Raw genomic sequence first — 16,600 nt, 5'->3', positions numbered from 1 at the left:
GCGGATTTTTTTTTGGGGCGTTCCCCGCCGAAAAAAGCGGGTCAGGCTTTCCGCTGCAATCTTTTTATTTTATGAAAAATAAAAAGGATTTTCTCTTCAATCCTTAACGCAAAAATAAAACTTTATATTTTAGATAAAAAAATCTATCATATAAACAATATATCCGTTTCTATTCGAAACGGATATATCTAACTAAAAATCTAAAAAACTAAAAACTAAAAAACGGCATCGGGTTTATACCCAAAATAAGGCATGGTTTGCTCTTTGAAAACAACACCATATTCTTCTAATTCTTTTAAAATAGGTAAATACACTTCTTTATTTATAGGTAACTGCACACCTGGAGTAGTTATTTTTCCATTCAATATCTGTAAAGTTGCCATAGCCACAGGCAAACCTACTGTTTTAGACATGGCAGTATACGTTTGATCATCTCCAATACATACCATTTTGGAGTCAATTTGTTGTTTTACTCCATTCAATTCATACCCAAATTTATGGTACATCACAATCATGTCTTTATCTTCAGGTTGAAGCGTCCAGCTATCACTTAATATTTTTTCCAAAATCTGGGCAGGAGTAGCATTTTTAAGACCTACAATTTTTTTGTCATTGAATAAATCCAACTCCAATAATTTATCCCACATAATATCATCTTGATCTATTTTTAAAATTAAACGGGTTTTAATTTCAACAGAATCCGTGGGATGATACGGCAAAAATGCATTGACAAATTGACGATAGCTCATTGTTTCTGAATTTTCCAAAACATAACTATCATCCGTCATTCCCAGCTGCACAAACATATTCCATGCTTTTGAAAAACCTACTTTACGTATCGTTCCTCTATACAATGTAAGTACATCATCTAGTCCATAAACAGATCGGTATTTTAAGGAGTCTCTATTTGAATACGCTTCAAACCGACCGTAGCCTTCTACTTCCAAAAACTCCGTTCTTCGAAATAAGTTACAATACGGAATGTATTTATACGCTCCTTCTTGAATAAATTTAGCAGCACCACCTTGTCCAGCCAAAACCACATTACGAGGTGCCCAAGTAAATTTATAATTCCAACGATTCGTATCTGATTCTGGTGCTACTAAGCCACCACAAAAAGACTCAAACAATAACATTTTACCACCACGTTCTTTAATTTCATCAATCACTTTCATGGCGCTCATGTGGTCTATCCCAGGGTCAAGACCAATTTCATTCATAAAAATAAGATCATTTTCTTTGGCTGCAGCATCCAATTCCTGCATGGCATCACTAACATAAGAAGCAGTAACCAAACTCTTTTTACATAGAATACAATCTCTAGCCACTTCTATATGTAAATGAGCTGGTAACATCGAAATTACTATATCTGCTTTTTCTATGGCCTCTTTCCTTTGACTAGCATTAAAAATGTCCAAAGCAATTGCCGTAGCATTAGGATGATTATTCGTTTTCTTTTGTGCTAAATCCAACGCTATATCACCAATGACAAGATGCAAGTTTTCTTTCTCGGATTTATTTAAAAGATATTGTATCAATGAAGATGCCGATCTACCTGCACCAATAATTAAAATTTGTCTCATGATTATAAAAATATAACACAAACATACGAAAATGTTGTATTTATAACAAACACTTATTGCGTAAAAAATTAAAATAAAATACATAAAAAAGTATCCGAAAATTTCTTTTAGTTTGGCGATTTATGAAATACTTTTACATAAAATTTAAAAATAATGAATAAAAAAATAATTTCAACGGGAGCCCTTTTGGGTATGATAGCAATTATATTAGGTGCTTTTGGCGCTCATGCCCTAAAAAAAACACTATCAGCAGATCATCTTATCACTTTTGAAACCGGTGTACGCTATCAAATGTACCACGCCCTATTTTTAATCTTAATTGGGACCCTAATTGAACTAAGCGAAAAAACCAAAAGAATAATTTACAATTTGGTGATTTCTGGCGTTGTTTTATTCTCAGGATCCATTTATTTATTAGCTACAAACGAACTTACTCCTTTTGATTTTAAAAGTATTGGTTTCATAACTCCCATCGGCGGACTCCTATTAATACTGGGCTGGGGTGTCTTATTAATGAATATTATCAATAAAAAATCATAAAATTAAGATAATCAAATCGTATCTTAAATATATGTTCTACTTTTGCAAATAATAAATTAAACTACACAATACATAATTTTATGAATAATAACACACCGTTTACGCAATCGATTTCGCTAAAAAACTTAGGAATCGAAAACGCAAAGATTCATTATCAATTATCAGCCAACGAATTACATGAAATGACCTTAGCTTTAGGCCAAGGAATTGAAAATTCAACAGGAGCTTTAGCCATTAACACTGGAGAATTTACAGGACGCTCTCCTGAAGACCGATTTATTGTAAAAGACAGCATCACTGAGAATCAAGTTTGGTGGGGAAAAGTCAACATCCCTTTTGAGCCAACTGCGTTTGATGCTTTGTATAAAAAGGTCACAACGTATTTATCTAACAAGGAAGTTTTTGTAAGAGATTCTTATGTATGTGCAGACCCCAATTACCGTTTAAATGTAAGAGTAGTTACTGAAACACCTTGGGCCAATTTATTTTGCTACAACATGTTTTTAAGACCTGAAGAGCAAGAGTTAGAAAATTTTAAACTAGAATGGACCGTAATATGTGTTCCTGAATTTATGGCTGATCCAGCTACTGATGGAACTCGTCAAAGTAATTTTGCGATTTTAAATTTCACAAAAAAAATAGTACTTATAGGAGGAACTGGATATACTGGAGAAATGAAAAAAGGTATTTTCTCCGCATTGAATTTCATTCTCCCTGTAGATAAAAACACATTACCTATGCACTGTAGTGCTAACGTAGGTGATAATGGCGACACCGCTATTTTCTTTGGTTTATCTGGGACAGGTAAAACTACGTTATCTGCAGATCCAAAAAGAAAATTAATTGGGGATGATGAACACGGTTGGACTAGCGAAAACACAGTTTTCAATTTTGAAGGAGGTTGCTATGCCAAAGTAGTCAACTTATCCGAAGAAAATGAACCTGATATTTTTAGAGCCATTCGTAAAGGGGCTATCTTAGAAAATGTGGTTTTCAAAAAAGGAACAAATGAAGTTGATTACAAAGATGTTTCCATCACTCCTAATACAAGAGTAAGTTACCCTATTTATCATATTGATAATATCCAACCAGGATCAATAGGTAAAAACCCTAAAAACATCTTCTTCTTAACAGCAGATTCTTTTGGAATCTTACCTCCTATTTCAAGATTAACACCAGGACAGGCTGCATACCATTTTATCTCTGGATATACTGCTAAAGTAGCTGGAACCGAAGCTGGTGTAACGGAACCTCAGCCTAATTTTTCGGCTTGTTTTGGAGCGCCTTTTATGCCTTTGCATCCTACTAAATATGCAGAAATGTTAAGTAAGAAAATACAAGATGCTAATGTGAAAGTATGGTTAATCAATACTGGCTGGACAGGTGGCGCATACGGAACTGGTAGCCGCATGAAACTGAAATATACTCGCGAGATGATTACTGCCGCTCTTAATGGAGAACTAGACGCAGTCGATTATAGAAATCATGTTGTTTTTGGAATTGCAATTCCTCAATCTTGCCCTAATGTGCCTAGCGAAATATTAAACCCTAGAAACACATGGGAAGACAAAGATTTATACGATAAAAAAGCAATTGAATTGGGACAAAAATTCAAAGCTAATTTTGCCAAATTTGAAGAATTTGCCAATGCCGAAATTATGGCTGGCTCACCCCAAATATAAGTTAATTTTTAATTCAAAATTAAAAAGAGCTGTTCTTAGGAACGGCTCTTTTTTGTTTTACAAAAGTCCCTAACCAAAAACTAATCAGTGAATTATACCAAAATTGTTTTTTTGGCGTTACATTTGCAGTCATCAATCAATCAAATTAATCAATCATGTTAAAACAATTTTTTATTGTTTGCTCTGGGGCAAACAAAAACATCCTAGAAGGATGCTCAGAAGGAGAACAAACCAAATATGTAGGTATTGGTGCTACTGTTTTCTTTACAGCCGTAATGGCATTTATTGCAAGTACTTATGCTTTATTTACTGTTTTTGACAATGTATATCCTGCACTAATTTTTGGATTAGTCTGGAGCTTACTAATCTTCAACCTGGATCGTTTTATTGTTTCTACTATTCGAAAAAGAGACAAAATAGGCAGTGAATTTCTTCAAGCGACACCTCGAATTATTCTGGCGATTATCATTGCGATTGTAATATCTAAACCTTTAGAAATTAAAATATTTGAAAAAGAAATCAATACCGTTTTATTGAAAGAGAAAAATGCTATGGCACTTGAAAATAAAAAAGAAGTAGCTAATTACTTTAAATCGGATTTAGACAAAAACAAATCAGAAATCGAACGTTTAAAATTAGAAATAAACAACAAAGAAAAAGAAGTTAACAGCTATTACGAAACTTACATTGCAGAAGCCGAAGGAACTGCTGGAACTAAAAAACTAGGTAAAGGTCCCGTTTTTAAAGAGAAAATTGCCAAACACGATCTAGCAAAAAAAGAATTAGATACTTTGCAAAAAAACAATATGGCCAAAATTGCTGTATTAGATAAAACTACCAAAACGCTTCAAACTGATTTAGATAAAAAAGTTACCGAAACCCAACCCATTATTGATGGATTTGATGGTTTAATGGCCCGAATTAATGCTTTGGATAAACTACCTTGGATTCCTTCTTTCTTTATCATGTTATTATTTCTAGCTATCGAGACCTCTCCTATTATTGCTAAACTACTGTCACCAAAAGGAGAATATGATTTTAAACTAGAAGATTTAGAAACGGCACTAAAAGCTACCTTAGAACAAGACAAATACCAACGCAGTCTGTTGGTTAAAACAAGCGCATCCATGCATGACAAAGTATATGAAGATATTGCTCAGGATAAAAATCTCTATAATTTACAGCGAAAAAACACAACTGATTTATTAGAATTACAATCTAATAACTTTGTAGAAAAGCAAAAACGCACTTTATAACAAAACAAAACCCGACAATTTAAAAGTTGTCGGGTTTCGTTTTTATTTCCATTTTAAGAACATTACATATGACTTAAAATTTCTTTTTTATAGTTATCATATTCGCCTTGAAGAATCAAACCATTATCTAAAAGTTTTTTGTAATTCTGTAGTTTTTCAAACAACTCATCTTGTGACAACTCACTTAAGGTTTTGTCTTTTGAAGTTTCATTATAATGTTGATTGTCGGTACTGAAATCAGGTTGAGAAACGGGAATTATTTCAGCATAATTAGTCACCTCTTCTGTTTCCATTTCTTCAATTTCTTCCACTACTCCAACAGGTTGCTCCTCAAGAATTTCTTCCGCAACACCACTAATATTTATAGTATTCCCTGTTTTTATAAGGTCCATTTGCTCTTTGGCAAAAGTATATAACTTTCTAGCCTGTGTTTTTGGGATATAATCGATTGAAATAGTCAATTCACTCTTGGTCGAAAATGAAAATTCAGAACCTAAAATATTTTCTTTCACAAAAGCGTTAGCCACATCTTCCCAGTCATAATCAATAAAATCCATAGACAATCCTAGATTTTTAGGTTTGCATAAAATAATTCGCTTATTGGTTAAAACGATACTATCTGGAAAAACCGTAATAGCTGGTTTTTTTTGAACACCTATATATCCTATTTCTTCATTTTTCATCAATAAGTCATTCAGCTTTGAAGTGATTTTTTCGATAGCTTTAGGATCTTGTTCCTCGTTTAAAAATTTCTTGATTTGTTCTTTCATTTTAAGCTGAATTTATTTCCAATTTGTTCTTGGATATTGAATGTATTTCATCATCCAGAAAATCCAATGCAAAAGTAATACCTAATTCTATATTTCCGTAATTTCATTTTGCATTTTCTTAGTTAAACTTTTAAAAACCAAATCATACGAGTGATCTATTAACTCTTTAACAAGCGTATCTGGAACTTCTTGATTTATAGCAATGGTATTCCAATGTTTCTTATTCATATGAAACCCTGGCTCAATAGCTTCGTACTGCGCACGTAATTCCTGTGCATAATCCGGATCACATTTTAAATTGACAGACGGCTCGCCAATTTCCCACTTTTTTAAAGAACTTAAAGCAAATACTTTCCCCCCAACTTTAAAAACTAAAGTGTCTTCATCAAAAGGAAAATGGTCCGTCACACCTTTTTTAGACAAGCAATATTGATAATAACTTTCTAAATTCATAATTTTATTTTTTACCTATTTCACCTAAATGTGTAAATTTAAATCCAGTATCATATTTTAACCCATATCCAAACATTCTATCCATGGAAGAATGGGCAAATAAAATAATCCCAATAAGCTGAACAACTTGATTCGAACTGTAAATTCCAACTAAATAAACAAGTACAGCAATACCTCTATGATGAAATAAATTATAGGCCACAGCTCCAGATTTATTACCAAAAGCATAACCAATCATAGAGAAATCAGGAACCAAAATCAGAACCAAAAACCACCACCAAGCATAATCCAGTTGGCTGAAAAGAAAGATTCCAAAAACGAATAAGCCTAATTCTTCTAGTTTGAGTATTGTTTTCATTTGATTGTTTTTTCCATCATCTTTTCTGGACATGCTAATGCATTGAATCCAAATTTTTTATATAAAAAATGGGCGTCAGATGTGGCCAAACGCCAAATCTTTACCTCTTGCAGTTTAGATTCTTTCATCATCGCTTCGATTAAAAGAGAAGAATACCCTTTGCCACGATGTTCCTCAGTGATAAAAACATCCATCACATAAGCAAAAACAACATAATCCGTAATTACTCTGGCAAAACCAATTTGCTTATCATTTAAATAAATACCAAAACAAAACGAATGATCAATCGTCGTCTGAACTTCTTCGATTGTACGTCCGGCAGCCCAATAAATGTCTTTCAAAAAGTGCTGAATGAAAGGAACATCTAATTTACTTTTTACTGTAGAAATGGTTATCATATTTTATACAAAACGGGTTTACTGGGACTGGCATCATTTTCAAAAGAGGCAATTTGTAAGTTCAACAAATAACTTCCATCCTGCACTTCATCAGCAACAAAAATCATTTCGGTTATTGTGCAATCCAATCTTGCATCTGCATTCAAATTTTTAACATCCGTTACATTCCAAAAGGCTTTGTGAGCCAAAAGTTTCCCCTCATCTTTTTCTTTATCTACACTTGGTAAATCAATCAATAAATGTTGAATGCCGCTTTCGCAAATGAAACCTGCCGCATCTTCAGCCAAATAGGGCGGATTCGTATGGGAGTATTTTTTGGAAAGTTTGTTTGCGTTATTAGGTAAAGTTCTAATTACAACAGCTTCAGGTGTTTTCCCATTTAAGGCATTTTCAATCTGATTTTTAGTGACTACCAAATCACCATTAATCAATTCCGGCTCTACTGAAATCAATTCAGCTATATAAAAGAATTTTTTCAAAGATTGGTTTACACTATAAAAATCATGGGTAATATGACCCAAGCATTCCGTATGCGTACCGTGTCCGTGCGGATTGAATTGAATGTTATTGAAATTAGTTGAAGACATTCCTGATGCAACTTTCCCTATCCATTCATCAAATTTCACGGGTTCCATTACGGGTTTACTAATATACCACGCAATTGGATTTTCATCAGTATTAGTTAGTGGAATCGAAATATCAATGGGTTTTGATAAATCGACTTGAAATGTTGTATTGTTGTGTTGAATGGTAGTTTTCATAGTTTTGTTTTTACCGCAAAGAGCGCATAGGTATATGCAAGGTTCGCAAAGGTTTACTTAAAGATTATTTGCAATTCGTTTTATGCCGTCCTTTATCAAAACAACATTAAAATTAATCAATAAACCTAGTTTGCAATTGGTCAATTTAAGATAAGTCAGTAATTGAGCAAAATGAATATCATTTAAAGCATCAACTGATTTTATTTCCAAAATCAATTTTTCCTCAATAATAATATCAAGTCAATATCCAATATCTAATTGAACATCCTCGTAAATCAAAGGCAATGCTTTTTGCTTTACTACGTTTAAACCCGTTTTCTTGAGTTCATAATACAAGCATTCTTCATAAGCACTTTCTAGTAATCCAGGACCAAGCGTTTTATGCACTTTGAGAGCGCAGTCAAAGACAATTTTTGATAATTCATTTTCAGTCATATAAGAAAACTTTGTGACCCTTGCGTATACCTTTGCGAACCTTGCGGTTAATTCATTTACTCCAAATTTAAGTAAAACAAATCACTTGCAATTCCATCTGTCAGAAACTTTCCTTTTTTAGTAGGTTTCAAAATATTATTTTCTACCGAAAGCAAATCATCATCCAAATATTTTTGTCCTTGTTTCTTTAAATAATCCAAATAAGTTGGTCCAAATTCTGATTCAATTCTGTCTAAAGAAACGCCCCAAATCGTTCGCAATCCTGTCATAATATACTCATTATATCGATCAGAAAGGGATAAAATTTCAATCTCATTTGGCAATTGATCCAAATCAATTGACTTTATATACAACGGATTATTAGCAATATTCCAACTACGAGAAATCCCATCATAACTGTGAGCTGAAGGTCCTATACCAATGTACTTTTTACCTAGCCAGTAAGCCGAATTATTCTTTGAAAAGTAATCTTCTTTACCAAAATTGGATAGTTCATAATGAATAAAACCATTTGCTTGAAGTGTTTCCACCAGAATCATAAAATGTTCTTGAGCGACTTCGTCATTTGGCTCTGCTATTTTTCCAGTTTGAATTAACTTTTTCAAAGCTGTTTTGGGCTCTACCGTCAAAGCGTAACTAGAAATATGAGGAATACCAAAAGACAAGGCCGTTTCAATATTTTGCTGCCATTTTTCATTACTCATTCCCGGAACTCCATAGATGAGATCAATCGAAATATTATCAAAACATTGCGTGGCTTCTGTCAAACATTTTCGGGCTTCCACCGAATTGTGCGCGCGGTTCATCATTTGTAAATCATCTTCAAAAAAAGACTGAATTCCAATGCTCAACCTATTGATTTTACTTTTCGAAAGTTCCAAAATTCGTTCACTTGACAAGTCGTCCGGATTGGCTTCCAATGTGATTTCAGGATCTTCTATTACTGTATAATTTTCATAAACTGTCGCAATCAAAAAATCAATTTCATCCGAACTCAAAACACTTGGCGTACCACCTCCAAAATAAATAGTCTCCACCTTCTCGTTACTTGATTCACTTTTGCGTAAGCGAATTTCTTTGGCCAAAGTCAAAACCATTTCCTCTTTTTTCTTCATGGAAGTCGAAAAATGGAAGTCGCAGTAATGACAGGCTTGCTTACAGAAGGGTATATGAATATAGATTCCGCTCATTTCTTAACTCGTTCTTCGTTTTGTTTTACAAAAGCATCCCAACCGGTATAGCTTTTCGTGCCTACGACTTTTCCAGAATTAAAAAAATGACAAACGGCTGCAGCTAATCCATCGGTTGAATCTAGATTCTTGGGTAATTCTTTCAATCCTAATAATTGCTGTAGCATTTTAGCCACTTGCTCTTTACTGGCGTTTCCGTTTCCGGTAATAGCCATTTTTATTTTCTTGGGTTCATATTCCGTTATTGGAATATCTCTTGATAATCCCGCAGCCATAGCTACACCTTGAGCACGACCTAATTTTAACATTGACTGCACATTTTTACCAAAAAAAGGCGCTTCAATGGCAATTTCATCAGGGTGATGTGTATCGATTAATTCAATAGTGCGCTCAAAAATGATTTTTAGCTTCTGATAATGGTTATCGTATTTAGACAATTGCAATTCGTTCAATTGTACAAATTCCATTTTTTTATTGATAACACGTATTAAACCAAACCCCATTATGGTGGTTCCTGGATCAATTCCTAATATGATGCGTTCGTTTGCCAAAAGATTTGTTTAAAGTTTAAAGTTCAAAGTTTAAAGTTTTGTTTCTTTGCACTCATGATTTCAATTCCTCACAAAACTAAGCAATTCCTCGTACTTCTAATCAAAGTTTTGATTGTGGGTGGCGCATTTTATTTCATTTACAATCAACTCGCCAATAATGACAAACTAGACTGGGTTCAGTTTATAGTTAAATTCAAAAAGAACCAATCTGTACTTGGAATTGGTTTTATATTACTTTTGAGTGTTTTGAATCGTTATTTTGAGATTTTAAAATGGCAAAACCTGGCTTCCTATATTAAACCTATTTCCCTATCTGAAGCTACTAAACAAGTTTTGGCCGCGTTAACAGCGGGAATTTTTACGCCAAATGGTGTAGGTGAATATGCAGGAAAAGCATTGTACTATGAAAAACAAGATACGAAGCAAGTAGTATTCCTTAACCTGATTTGCAATGGTATCCAAATGGTATTGACAGTAATCATAGGAATCTTTGGCTTGTTGTATTTTAATGCTAAATACAATGTGATTACTACAAAAACGGTTGCCATTATTTTTGGAGCATTTTTACTAACATTTATAGTGTTATTTTCAGTGAAAAAAATTGCGATTAAAGGCTATTCTATCGAAAAACTGATTCATAAAATCAATGAAATACCAAAACGAATTCACCAGAAAAACATAGTATTAGGCTTTTCCCGTTACCTCGTTTTTTCGCATCAATATTATTTTCTATTCTTGGCTTTTGATGTCGACTTACCTTACTTGACTTTGATGGCTGCCGTAACTAGTGTTTATTTCTTAGCTTCCTCGCTACCTACTTTTCAGTTTTTGGACTTTGCAGTAAAAGGGAGTGTAGCCATCTTTTTCTTTGGAATATTAGGTGTAAATGAATGGATTGTCATATTTGTATCTACACTGATGTGGTTTCTAAATGTAGTTTTGCCAGTATTCATAGGTAGTTACTATGTGCTGAGTTTTAAATCCCAAAAAATTGCATAATGCTTATTTTAATCATCATATTATCCATTTATTTCATAACCATTGGTGCTTTAATTTATGGCTTTACAAAAATAAAAAAGCATGATGCTATTGGCTTAGAACCAAAGACGGAATTCACTATTATTGTTCCGTTTCGAGATGAAACCGATAACTTACCCCTTCTTCTGGCTAGCTTATCCAAACTCAATTATCCAACAAACTTATTCAAAGTAATTCTGGTAGATGACGATTCTAAAGAAAAATTTCTAGTTCCAACTTTCACCTTTCAGGTTTCGGTACTAAACAACATCAGAAATTCAAAATCACCAAAAAAAGATGCTATCGTAACGGCAATGAATACCGTAACAACGGATTGGATTATTACCACTGATGCTGATTGTGTAGTTGATAAAAACTGGTTATTAATTCTCGATAATTACATTCAAACGCATAAGGTTACTATGATTGCTGGTGCTGTGACTTACGATTGTCAAAACACTTTTTTACATCAGTTTCAACAACTAGACATCGCCAGTTTACAAGGCGCCACAATAGGAAGTTTTGGAATAAATAAAGGATTCATGTGCAATGGTGCCAACTTGGCCTACACCAAATCCTTTTTTCAAAAATTAAATGGTTTTGAAGGAAATGATAAAATTGCCAGCGGTGACGATGTCTTTTTATTGCAAAAAGCGATTGTTGCATTCCCAAAGCAAGTGCATTATCTAAAATCAAAAAATAATATTGTAGTTACAAAACCTTTGGACGATTGGAGATCCTTATTTTATCAAAGAGTGCGTTGGGCTTCAAAGACAAGTTCGTATCAAAGTGTTTTTGGAAAAACACTAGGTATAATTGTATTTACTGGTAATTTAGCTTGCATTTGGACTCTTGGATATGGGCTTTTACACTTTAGCAGTAGTCTTCTTTTTTTAAATTTGCTTGCATTTAAAATTATTGTCGATGCCATTTTAATCTTGCAATCCAATCACTTTTTAAATTCAAAAAAAACATCTTATCTTCTACTGAGTAGTTTATTCTATCCTTTTTTTAGTGTTAGTGTGGCCTTATATTCTCTATTTGGAAAATACGAATGGAAAGGAAGACCCTTTTCTAAATAGTTTTTTTATTTCTAAAAATTAAACCTGTCAAAGTAATGGCAATCACCATTGGAGAAATAATACTCACAACGGCATTCCCGATTTTTTCCAATTCTGTCCCAAAATAAAATCGCATCGCAATCAAAACCATAGCAAAAAGTACAGCTATCGACCAGTAACTCAAGTTAATTCTTTTGATATCTTTATTTTCTTCGGGCAAATTATAAATATAATATGCAATCCATATCAAACCAATTATTGAGCTAACATGCTGTGCAATCTTATATACAGGGATCCCGTAAATTTCTATATTAAAAAAAGAAAAATTTTGAACCATAAAGCCATCCCAATGTGTCATAGAATCCCATAAAATATGAGATACAGCTCCTAAAAAGAAACAAATTAAAACGGTGAAAATATTATTTTTAAAATAATTAACCCAATTTGATTCTTTTAATTCTTGCATTCTTTTTTGAAAAAAAACAGGAGTATTCTCTATAAATGGTCTTTTTATAATTTCATGAAAAGTAAACATCACTATAAAGCCCAAGGGAAAATCAATTAGAAATATACCAAGCAAAGTATGACTGATCTCGCTTTGCATTCTCATTCGGAAGAAATACTCAAAATCAGGTGACATAGAACCTACTATCAAAGCGGTAGCTGACAATTTTTTGTTTTTTAAAAACGGTAAAATAATAGCTGGATGTGATAAGGTAAAAGGCATTATTTATTCTACTTTAAGAATTACTGGAAGAATAAATTGTGTTGTCACAGGTATTCCTCGTTTTATAGCTGGATTCACTTTAGGAAAATCAACGAGTCTAACATGCAATATACTATCAATTTTTATGGTGTCATAAGCAACTGAATCTTTAGGAAATAGTGGCTCAAATTTCATTTTTGCATTTGGAAATATCGTGACTTTTACTTCGATAGTGTCTAATTCAGGATACAAGATTGAAAGGGTATCACTGCTTAATTTTTCCTGTATTAGTTGAGTTAAAAAGATAAAGAAACACTGTTCTCTGCGCTCCTTATTCTCCAATTTATCACAATCAACAAAAGAAGGAAATTCATCGACTTCTTTCCAATTGATGGCTTTCAACTCTTTTTGCAACAATTCTTTTTCCGAAGGCACTTGCTTTTCGAAATATTGGCAGGAAGAAAAAAGTAAGAATACTAAAAAAAAGTAATAGTGCTTCAATGTTTTGGTTTTGAATTGGGCTAATATTTTATAAAAATACAATTATTATTTATGTGATGCTTTCGAAAGCAAATAATCTTGATAGCTTTCGGCGAACCATTTCCTTTTACTTACCTCAGCAGCTTCTTTTTCCGCTGGATATAAAACTGCCAATCTATCGGAGAATGCTCCAATTTGAATGGTATAATTATAAAACTCTTTCTTTGTTAATATGAAATCAGGCAGTCCTTTTTTACTAGAAAATTCAAAAAAAAGTTGATCAAATTGTTTCAATGAAAAATTAGAAACTTTCTTTTTATTCGCAATATAAATAGAATCTTTCAACAAGCTATCTTCGGTATTAATGGCTTTCGTTTGAGCATAAAGCGTTCCTGAAAAAATATTGAAAAACAACATTAACCCTATTATTAATTTAATTTTTCTCATATTCGTTTCTAAATTAAAAGCTATTATATTAATGCAAAATTACTAAAAAATTAAATTATGGACATACTACTTTTAATCATTGGTTTTATTTGCATGATTATAGGTGTTTTTGGCAGTTTTATGCCTGTAATTCCTGGATTAAGTGTAAGTTGGTTTGGCTTATTATTACTTTATTTTACAAATACTATTCCCGTAAATTACTGGGTTTTGGGAATTACATTACTAATTACACTCCTTCTTTCTGTTTTAGATTATTTCATTCCTGCCAAAGGCGCTAAAAAATTCGGGGGAAGTTCTTATGGAATTTGGGGAACAAATATTGGCTTATTTATCGGACTCCTTATTCCAATCCCTTTTGGGTTTATAATAGGTGCTTTTCTTGGAGCCTTCCTTGGCGAATTACTATATGATTCAAAAAACCATACGCGCGCACTAAAAGCTGCGACAGGATCATTGATAGGTTTTCTGGTTTCTAGTTTTATGCAGTTTTTAGTTGCAATCCTTTATTTGGGATTGTTTATTTCGATTGTTTGGCAATACAAATCGGCCTTGTTTTAATTTCCAAAACAGTTTAAAATCAAAAAAGCCATCCCGAGAAACGGGAAAGCTTTTCATTGGTCTAACTACTAAACCCGGTCTCGTTGCTACCAACTCGACCAAACAACACAACTAATCTTAAAAACCTTTTAGGGGCAAAAAAGCCTTTCCGTTAAGAAAGGCTCTCCCCAATATGCGGTCTGGACGGGACTCGAACCCGCGACCCCCTGCGTGACAGGCAGGTATTCTAACCAACTGAACTACCAGACCCACTCATTATTGCGGTTGCAAAGATACAATAGAACTCGAATAATACAATAGTTTATGCTTTTTTTAAATAAAATAATAAAGAAAAAACACAACCTTCTGATTACTATTGTTTTAAAACCAAATAAAAGTAAAATCACTTCAAAAACAAGCTTTAAATTGGATTCCTATCCAATAGCTGTTAATTAAAAATGCCCTTAAATCAAAAAAGCCATCCCGAGAAACGGGAAAGCTTTTCATTGGTCTAACTACTAAACCCGGTCTCGTTGCTACCAACTCGACCAAACAACACAACTAATCTTAAAAACCTTTTAGGGGCAAAAAAGCCTTTCCGTTAAGAAAGGCTCTCCCCAATATGCGGTCTGGACGGGACTCGAACCCGCGACCCCCTGCGTGACAGGCAGGTATTCTAACCAACTGAACTACCAGACCAGCTGCGTATTGCGGTGGCAAAGATACAATAGATTTCGAGTTACACAAACGTTTTTACTTAAAAAATAGCTTTTTTTTCGAAGTATTATCCAAAGTTTTGTTTCTCAGCCAAGTATGTCATTAGTATTTTTTCAAAATCTTCACTTACACTTACAGGAACGTACTTAATTCTATTTTGAGCACAAGTTAACGCTAGTTTTTTAAAGTACGATTGCATCTGTTTTTCATATTCCTGCTTCACATTATCGGCAAAAACCGAAATTTCTTCCCCAGTCTCTACATCAATAAACTTTCTTGGTCCATTGTCAAAGTCAAAATTCAATTCGGTTTTATTATCCACCACATGAAACAAGACTACTTTGTGTTTATTATGCTTCAAATGTTGCAAAGCATTTAACAACACTTCTTCCTCACCCATTTGAAACATATCCGTAAATAGAATAATCATCGAACGGCGATGTATTTTCTCCGCTATTTGATGTAAAAAAGTAACCGTATCCGTACTTTTTTTAATTGTAGGGGTAACCAACAAATTCTCCAATGTATTCAGAATCATTCTATGGTGACGATCACTCCCTTTTTCGGGAGCATAGTACTCATAACTATCCGAAAACACGCTCAAGCCCACCGCATCTCTTTGCTTCTTTAAAAGATTCATTAAGACCGCTGAGGCCAAAACAGAGAAGCCCACCTTATTTTCGTAGAAATTTTGATCTGCTTTTAATTTGGGATAATGCATGGACGAAGAGTTATCAATAATAATATGACAACGCAAATTAGTTTCTTCTTCAAACCGTTTTGTATACAATCGATCCGTTTTGGCAAACAACTTCCAGTCAATGTGTTTGGTGCTCTCGCCCACATTATACACCTTGTGTTCTGCAAATTCAGCCGAAAAACCATGAAACGGACTTTTATGCATGCCCGATATAAATCCTTCGACCACTTGGTTTGCCAACAATTCGAGATGTTGAAAACTGGAAATTTTCTCTATTTGCGATTCGATCTTCATATTCCAAAGTTATTAAAAGATTGAATGAATTAAAAATTAAAAGATTACAAAACGCAAACGCACAATAAATAGAACCACAGAGGCTCAAAACATATTTATCGGATACAAAAAAAGGCTTGACTTGCGCCAAACCTTTAATCTGAATTTATTTAAAAATTCTATAATAAATCATAATCTACCGATTACAACAAAGCGTCCAAACTATCTGCGTAAGTTTGCTTAGGAGCTACTCCTACTTGCTTTCCTACTACTTCTCCGTTGTGAAAAACCAAAACTGTTGGGATGTTTCTCACTCCGTATTTTGCAGCAAATTCTTGGTTTGCGTCAACATCAACTTTCCCAATTACCACTTTCCCGTCGTATTCAGTACTCAATTCGTCAATGATTGGTCCAACCATTCTACAAGGTCCGCACCATGCTGCCCAAAAATCCACCATCACTGGTTTGTCTGATTTCAAAACTACTTCTTCAAAAGTAGCGTCTGTTATTGCTAAAGCCATATTATCTTTATTTAAAGTTTAAAGTTTTAATCGATTTCAAAACTAGAGTACAAATTTAGAAATTAAAAACAAACCAAACACTATTCGTAAATTAGTTTTGATTATAAAAGCATTGTAATTCGTTATACCTCCAAAATCTTAGATTTATTGTGAAATCTTTAATC

19 protein-coding genes, 2 tRNA genes and 1 pseudogene are annotated in these 16,600 nt (G+C 33.4%); 6 read left to right on the top strand and 16 right to left on the bottom strand.

Going from position 1 to position 16,600, the window contains the following annotated elements; genetic code table 11:
• Window positions 1-215 precede the first annotated feature (215 nt).
• On the bottom strand, window positions 216-1,583 hold the full coding sequence (locus AB3G36_RS05380; RefSeq protein ID WP_367756760.1) for a saccharopine dehydrogenase family protein: 1,368 nt from the start codon (window positions 1,581-1,583) through the stop codon (window positions 216-218).
• 153 nt (window positions 1,584-1,736) lie between these two features.
• On the opposite strand from AB3G36_RS05380, the gene AB3G36_RS05375 reads away from it, so the two are divergent.
• The 3 genes from AB3G36_RS05375 (at window position 1,737) to AB3G36_RS05365 (ending at window position 5,061) form a co-directional block, all read left to right on the top strand.
• Entirely contained in the window at window positions 1,737-2,123 is a 387-nt protein-coding gene (locus AB3G36_RS05375) for a DUF423 domain-containing protein (protein ID WP_367756758.1), read from the top strand.
• Between the two features lie 80 nt (window positions 2,124-2,203).
• Window positions 2,204-3,805 (top strand): phosphoenolpyruvate carboxykinase (ATP), encoded by a 1,602-nt coding sequence (gene pckA, locus AB3G36_RS05370; RefSeq protein WP_367756756.1) that lies wholly within the window; start codon window positions 2,204-2,206, stop codon window positions 3,803-3,805.
• Window positions 3,806-3,960: 155 nt separating this feature from the next.
• On the top strand, window positions 3,961-5,061 hold the full coding sequence (locus AB3G36_RS05365) for a DUF4407 domain-containing protein (protein WP_367756754.1): 1,101 nt from the start codon (window positions 3,961-3,963) through the stop codon (window positions 5,059-5,061).
• Window positions 5,062-5,123: 62 nt separating this feature from the next.
• Here AB3G36_RS05365 and AB3G36_RS05360 read toward each other — a convergent pair whose 3' ends face one another.
• The 8 genes and pseudogenes from AB3G36_RS05360 to ruvC form a co-directional block, all read right to left on the bottom strand.
• The gene (locus AB3G36_RS05360) at window positions 5,124-5,831 is read right to left on the bottom strand and encodes a PH domain-containing protein (RefSeq protein ID WP_367756752.1); all 708 of its coding nucleotides are present in this window, start codon (window positions 5,829-5,831) and stop codon (window positions 5,124-5,126) included.
• A gap of 87 nt (window positions 5,832-5,918) precedes the next feature.
• On the bottom strand, window positions 5,919-6,284 hold the full coding sequence (locus AB3G36_RS05355) for an MmcQ/YjbR family DNA-binding protein (RefSeq protein WP_367756750.1): 366 nt from the start codon (window positions 6,282-6,284) through the stop codon (window positions 5,919-5,921).
• 4 nt (window positions 6,285-6,288) lie between these two features.
• Window positions 6,289-6,642, bottom strand: a complete 354-nt coding sequence (locus AB3G36_RS05350) for a DUF4260 domain-containing protein (protein WP_367756748.1) — start codon at window positions 6,640-6,642, stop codon at window positions 6,289-6,291.
• A complete protein-coding gene (locus AB3G36_RS05345) occupies window positions 6,639-7,040 on the bottom strand; it encodes a GNAT family N-acetyltransferase (protein ID WP_367756746.1) in 402 nt (133 codons plus the stop codon). The genes AB3G36_RS05350 and AB3G36_RS05345 overlap by 4 nt, the downstream gene beginning before the upstream one ends.
• Window positions 7,037-7,801, bottom strand: a complete 765-nt coding sequence (locus AB3G36_RS05340; protein WP_367756744.1) for a cyclase family protein — start codon at window positions 7,799-7,801, stop codon at window positions 7,037-7,039. The genes AB3G36_RS05345 and AB3G36_RS05340 overlap by 4 nt, the downstream gene beginning before the upstream one ends.
• Window positions 7,802-7,858: 57 nt before the next feature.
• Window positions 7,859-8,236 (bottom strand): annotated as a pseudogene (locus AB3G36_RS05335) (GxxExxY protein).
• A 56-nt stretch (window positions 8,237-8,292) separates the two neighbouring features.
• Window positions 8,293-9,426 carry a radical SAM family heme chaperone HemW gene (gene hemW / locus AB3G36_RS05330; RefSeq protein ID WP_367756742.1) on the bottom strand — a complete coding sequence of 378 codons (1,134 nt, stop codon included), beginning with the start codon at window positions 9,424-9,426 and terminating at the stop codon, window positions 8,293-8,295.
• The gene (gene ruvC, locus AB3G36_RS05325; protein ID WP_367756740.1) at window positions 9,423-9,977 is read right to left on the bottom strand and encodes a crossover junction endodeoxyribonuclease RuvC; all 555 of its coding nucleotides are present in this window, start codon (window positions 9,975-9,977) and stop codon (window positions 9,423-9,425) included. The genes hemW and ruvC overlap by 4 nt, the downstream gene beginning before the upstream one ends.
• A 54-nt stretch (window positions 9,978-10,031) precedes the next feature.
• On the opposite strand from ruvC, the gene AB3G36_RS05320 reads away from it, so the two are divergent.
• Together AB3G36_RS05320 and AB3G36_RS05315 are read left to right on the top strand one after the other, a co-directional pair.
• A complete protein-coding gene (locus AB3G36_RS05320) occupies window positions 10,032-10,976 on the top strand; it encodes a hypothetical protein (RefSeq protein ID WP_367756738.1) in 945 nt (314 codons plus the stop codon).
• Complete coding sequence (locus AB3G36_RS05315; protein ID WP_367756736.1) at window positions 10,976-12,076, top strand: glycosyltransferase; 1,101 nt, start codon at window positions 10,976-10,978, stop codon at window positions 12,074-12,076. The genes AB3G36_RS05320 and AB3G36_RS05315 overlap by 1 nt, the downstream gene beginning before the upstream one ends.
• On the opposite strand, the gene AB3G36_RS05310 is transcribed toward AB3G36_RS05315, so the two are convergent.
• The 3 genes from AB3G36_RS05310 to AB3G36_RS05300 are packed head-to-tail and all read right to left on the bottom strand — an operon-like array spanning window position 12,069 to window position 13,688.
• Window positions 12,069-12,782 carry a DUF4184 family protein gene (locus AB3G36_RS05310; RefSeq protein WP_367756734.1) on the bottom strand — a complete coding sequence of 238 codons (714 nt, stop codon included), beginning with the start codon at window positions 12,780-12,782 and terminating at the stop codon, window positions 12,069-12,071. The genes AB3G36_RS05315 and AB3G36_RS05310 overlap by 8 nt on opposite strands.
• 3 nt (window positions 12,783-12,785) lie before the next feature.
• Window positions 12,786-13,262, bottom strand: a complete 477-nt coding sequence (locus tag AB3G36_RS05305) for a hypothetical protein (RefSeq protein ID WP_367756732.1) — start codon at window positions 13,260-13,262, stop codon at window positions 12,786-12,788.
• Window positions 13,263-13,307: 45 nt separating this feature from the next.
• A complete protein-coding gene (locus tag AB3G36_RS05300; protein ID WP_367756730.1) occupies window positions 13,308-13,688 on the bottom strand; it encodes a hypothetical protein in 381 nt (126 codons plus the stop codon).
• Between the two features lie 57 nt (window positions 13,689-13,745).
• On the opposite strand from AB3G36_RS05300, the gene AB3G36_RS05295 reads away from it, so the two are divergent.
• Entirely contained in the window at window positions 13,746-14,246 is a 501-nt protein-coding gene (locus AB3G36_RS05295) for a DUF456 domain-containing protein (protein WP_367756728.1), read from the top strand.
• Window positions 14,247-14,421: 175 nt separating this feature from the next.
• Here AB3G36_RS05295 and AB3G36_RS05290 read toward each other — a convergent pair.
• From AB3G36_RS05290 to trxA, 4 genes are all read right to left on the bottom strand, one after another.
• Window positions 14,422-14,495: transfer RNA gene (locus AB3G36_RS05290), tRNA-Asp, on the bottom strand.
• 355 nt (window positions 14,496-14,850) lie between these two features.
• Window positions 14,851-14,924: transfer RNA gene (locus AB3G36_RS05285), tRNA-Asp, on the bottom strand.
• An 85-nt stretch (window positions 14,925-15,009) separates the two neighbouring features.
• Window positions 15,010-15,936: a DUF58 domain-containing protein gene (locus AB3G36_RS05280; RefSeq protein WP_367756726.1), complete on the bottom strand. Its 927-nt coding sequence runs from the start codon at window positions 15,934-15,936 to the stop codon at window positions 15,010-15,012.
• A 182-nt stretch (window positions 15,937-16,118) separates the two neighbouring features.
• Window positions 16,119-16,436 (bottom strand): thioredoxin, encoded by a 318-nt coding sequence (gene trxA / locus AB3G36_RS05275; protein ID WP_073244015.1) that lies wholly within the window; start codon window positions 16,434-16,436, stop codon window positions 16,119-16,121.
• Between the last annotated feature and the right edge of the window lie 164 nt (window positions 16,437-16,600).

The sequence above is a fragment of the Flavobacterium sp. WC2430 genome (genome assembly GCF_040822075.1).
Taxonomy (GTDB): domain Bacteria; phylum Bacteroidota; class Bacteroidia; order Flavobacteriales; family Flavobacteriaceae; genus Flavobacterium.
Note: the sequence above shows the minus strand (reverse complement) of the source record. Positions and strands in the feature narration are given on the sequence as shown.

What these genes read in the sequence shown, in the direction of transcription:
- AB3G36_RS05295 (WP_367756728.1), top strand. Translation starts at nt 13,746, where the DNA reads ATGGACATACTACTTTTAATCATTGGTTTTATTTGCATGATTATAGGT.
- AB3G36_RS05320 (WP_367756738.1), top strand. Translation starts at nt 10,032, where the DNA reads ATGATTTCAATTCCTCACAAAACTAAGCAATTCCTCGTACTTCTAATC.
- AB3G36_RS05315 (WP_367756736.1), top strand. Translation starts at nt 10,976, where the DNA reads ATGCTTATTTTAATCATCATATTATCCATTTATTTCATAACCATTGGT.
- AB3G36_RS05350 (WP_367756748.1), bottom strand. Translation starts at nt 6,642, where the DNA reads ATGAAAACAATACTCAAACTAGAAGAATTAGGCTTATTCGTTTTTGGA.
- AB3G36_RS05310 (WP_367756734.1), bottom strand. Translation starts at nt 12,782, where the DNA reads ATGCCTTTTACCTTATCACATCCAGCTATTATTTTACCGTTTTTAAAA.
- AB3G36_RS05345 (WP_367756746.1), bottom strand. Translation starts at nt 7,040, where the DNA reads ATGATAACCATTTCTACAGTAAAAAGTAAATTAGATGTTCCTTTCATT.
- AB3G36_RS05280 (WP_367756726.1), bottom strand. Translation starts at nt 15,936, where the DNA reads ATGAAGATCGAATCGCAAATAGAGAAAATTTCCAGTTTTCAACATCTC.
- AB3G36_RS05380 (WP_367756760.1), bottom strand. Translation starts at nt 1,583, where the DNA reads ATGAGACAAATTTTAATTATTGGTGCAGGTAGATCGGCATCTTCATTG.
- hemW (WP_367756742.1), bottom strand. Translation starts at nt 9,426, where the DNA reads ATGAGCGGAATCTATATTCATATACCCTTCTGTAAGCAAGCCTGTCAT.
- trxA (WP_073244015.1), bottom strand. Translation starts at nt 16,436, where the DNA reads ATGGCTTTAGCAATAACAGACGCTACTTTTGAAGAAGTAGTTTTGAAA.
- AB3G36_RS05300 (WP_367756730.1), bottom strand. Translation starts at nt 13,688, where the DNA reads ATGAGAAAAATTAAATTAATAATAGGGTTAATGTTGTTTTTCAATATT.
- AB3G36_RS05340 (WP_367756744.1), bottom strand. Translation starts at nt 7,801, where the DNA reads ATGAAAACTACCATTCAACACAACAATACAACATTTCAAGTCGATTTA.
- AB3G36_RS05375 (WP_367756758.1), top strand. Translation starts at nt 1,737, where the DNA reads ATGAATAAAAAAATAATTTCAACGGGAGCCCTTTTGGGTATGATAGCA.
- AB3G36_RS05355 (WP_367756750.1), bottom strand. Translation starts at nt 6,284, where the DNA reads ATGAATTTAGAAAGTTATTATCAATATTGCTTGTCTAAAAAAGGTGTG.
- pckA (WP_367756756.1), top strand. Translation starts at nt 2,204, where the DNA reads ATGAATAATAACACACCGTTTACGCAATCGATTTCGCTAAAAAACTTA.
- AB3G36_RS05365 (WP_367756754.1), top strand. Translation starts at nt 3,961, where the DNA reads ATGTTAAAACAATTTTTTATTGTTTGCTCTGGGGCAAACAAAAACATC.
- AB3G36_RS05360 (WP_367756752.1), bottom strand. Translation starts at nt 5,831, where the DNA reads ATGAAAGAACAAATCAAGAAATTTTTAAACGAGGAACAAGATCCTAAA.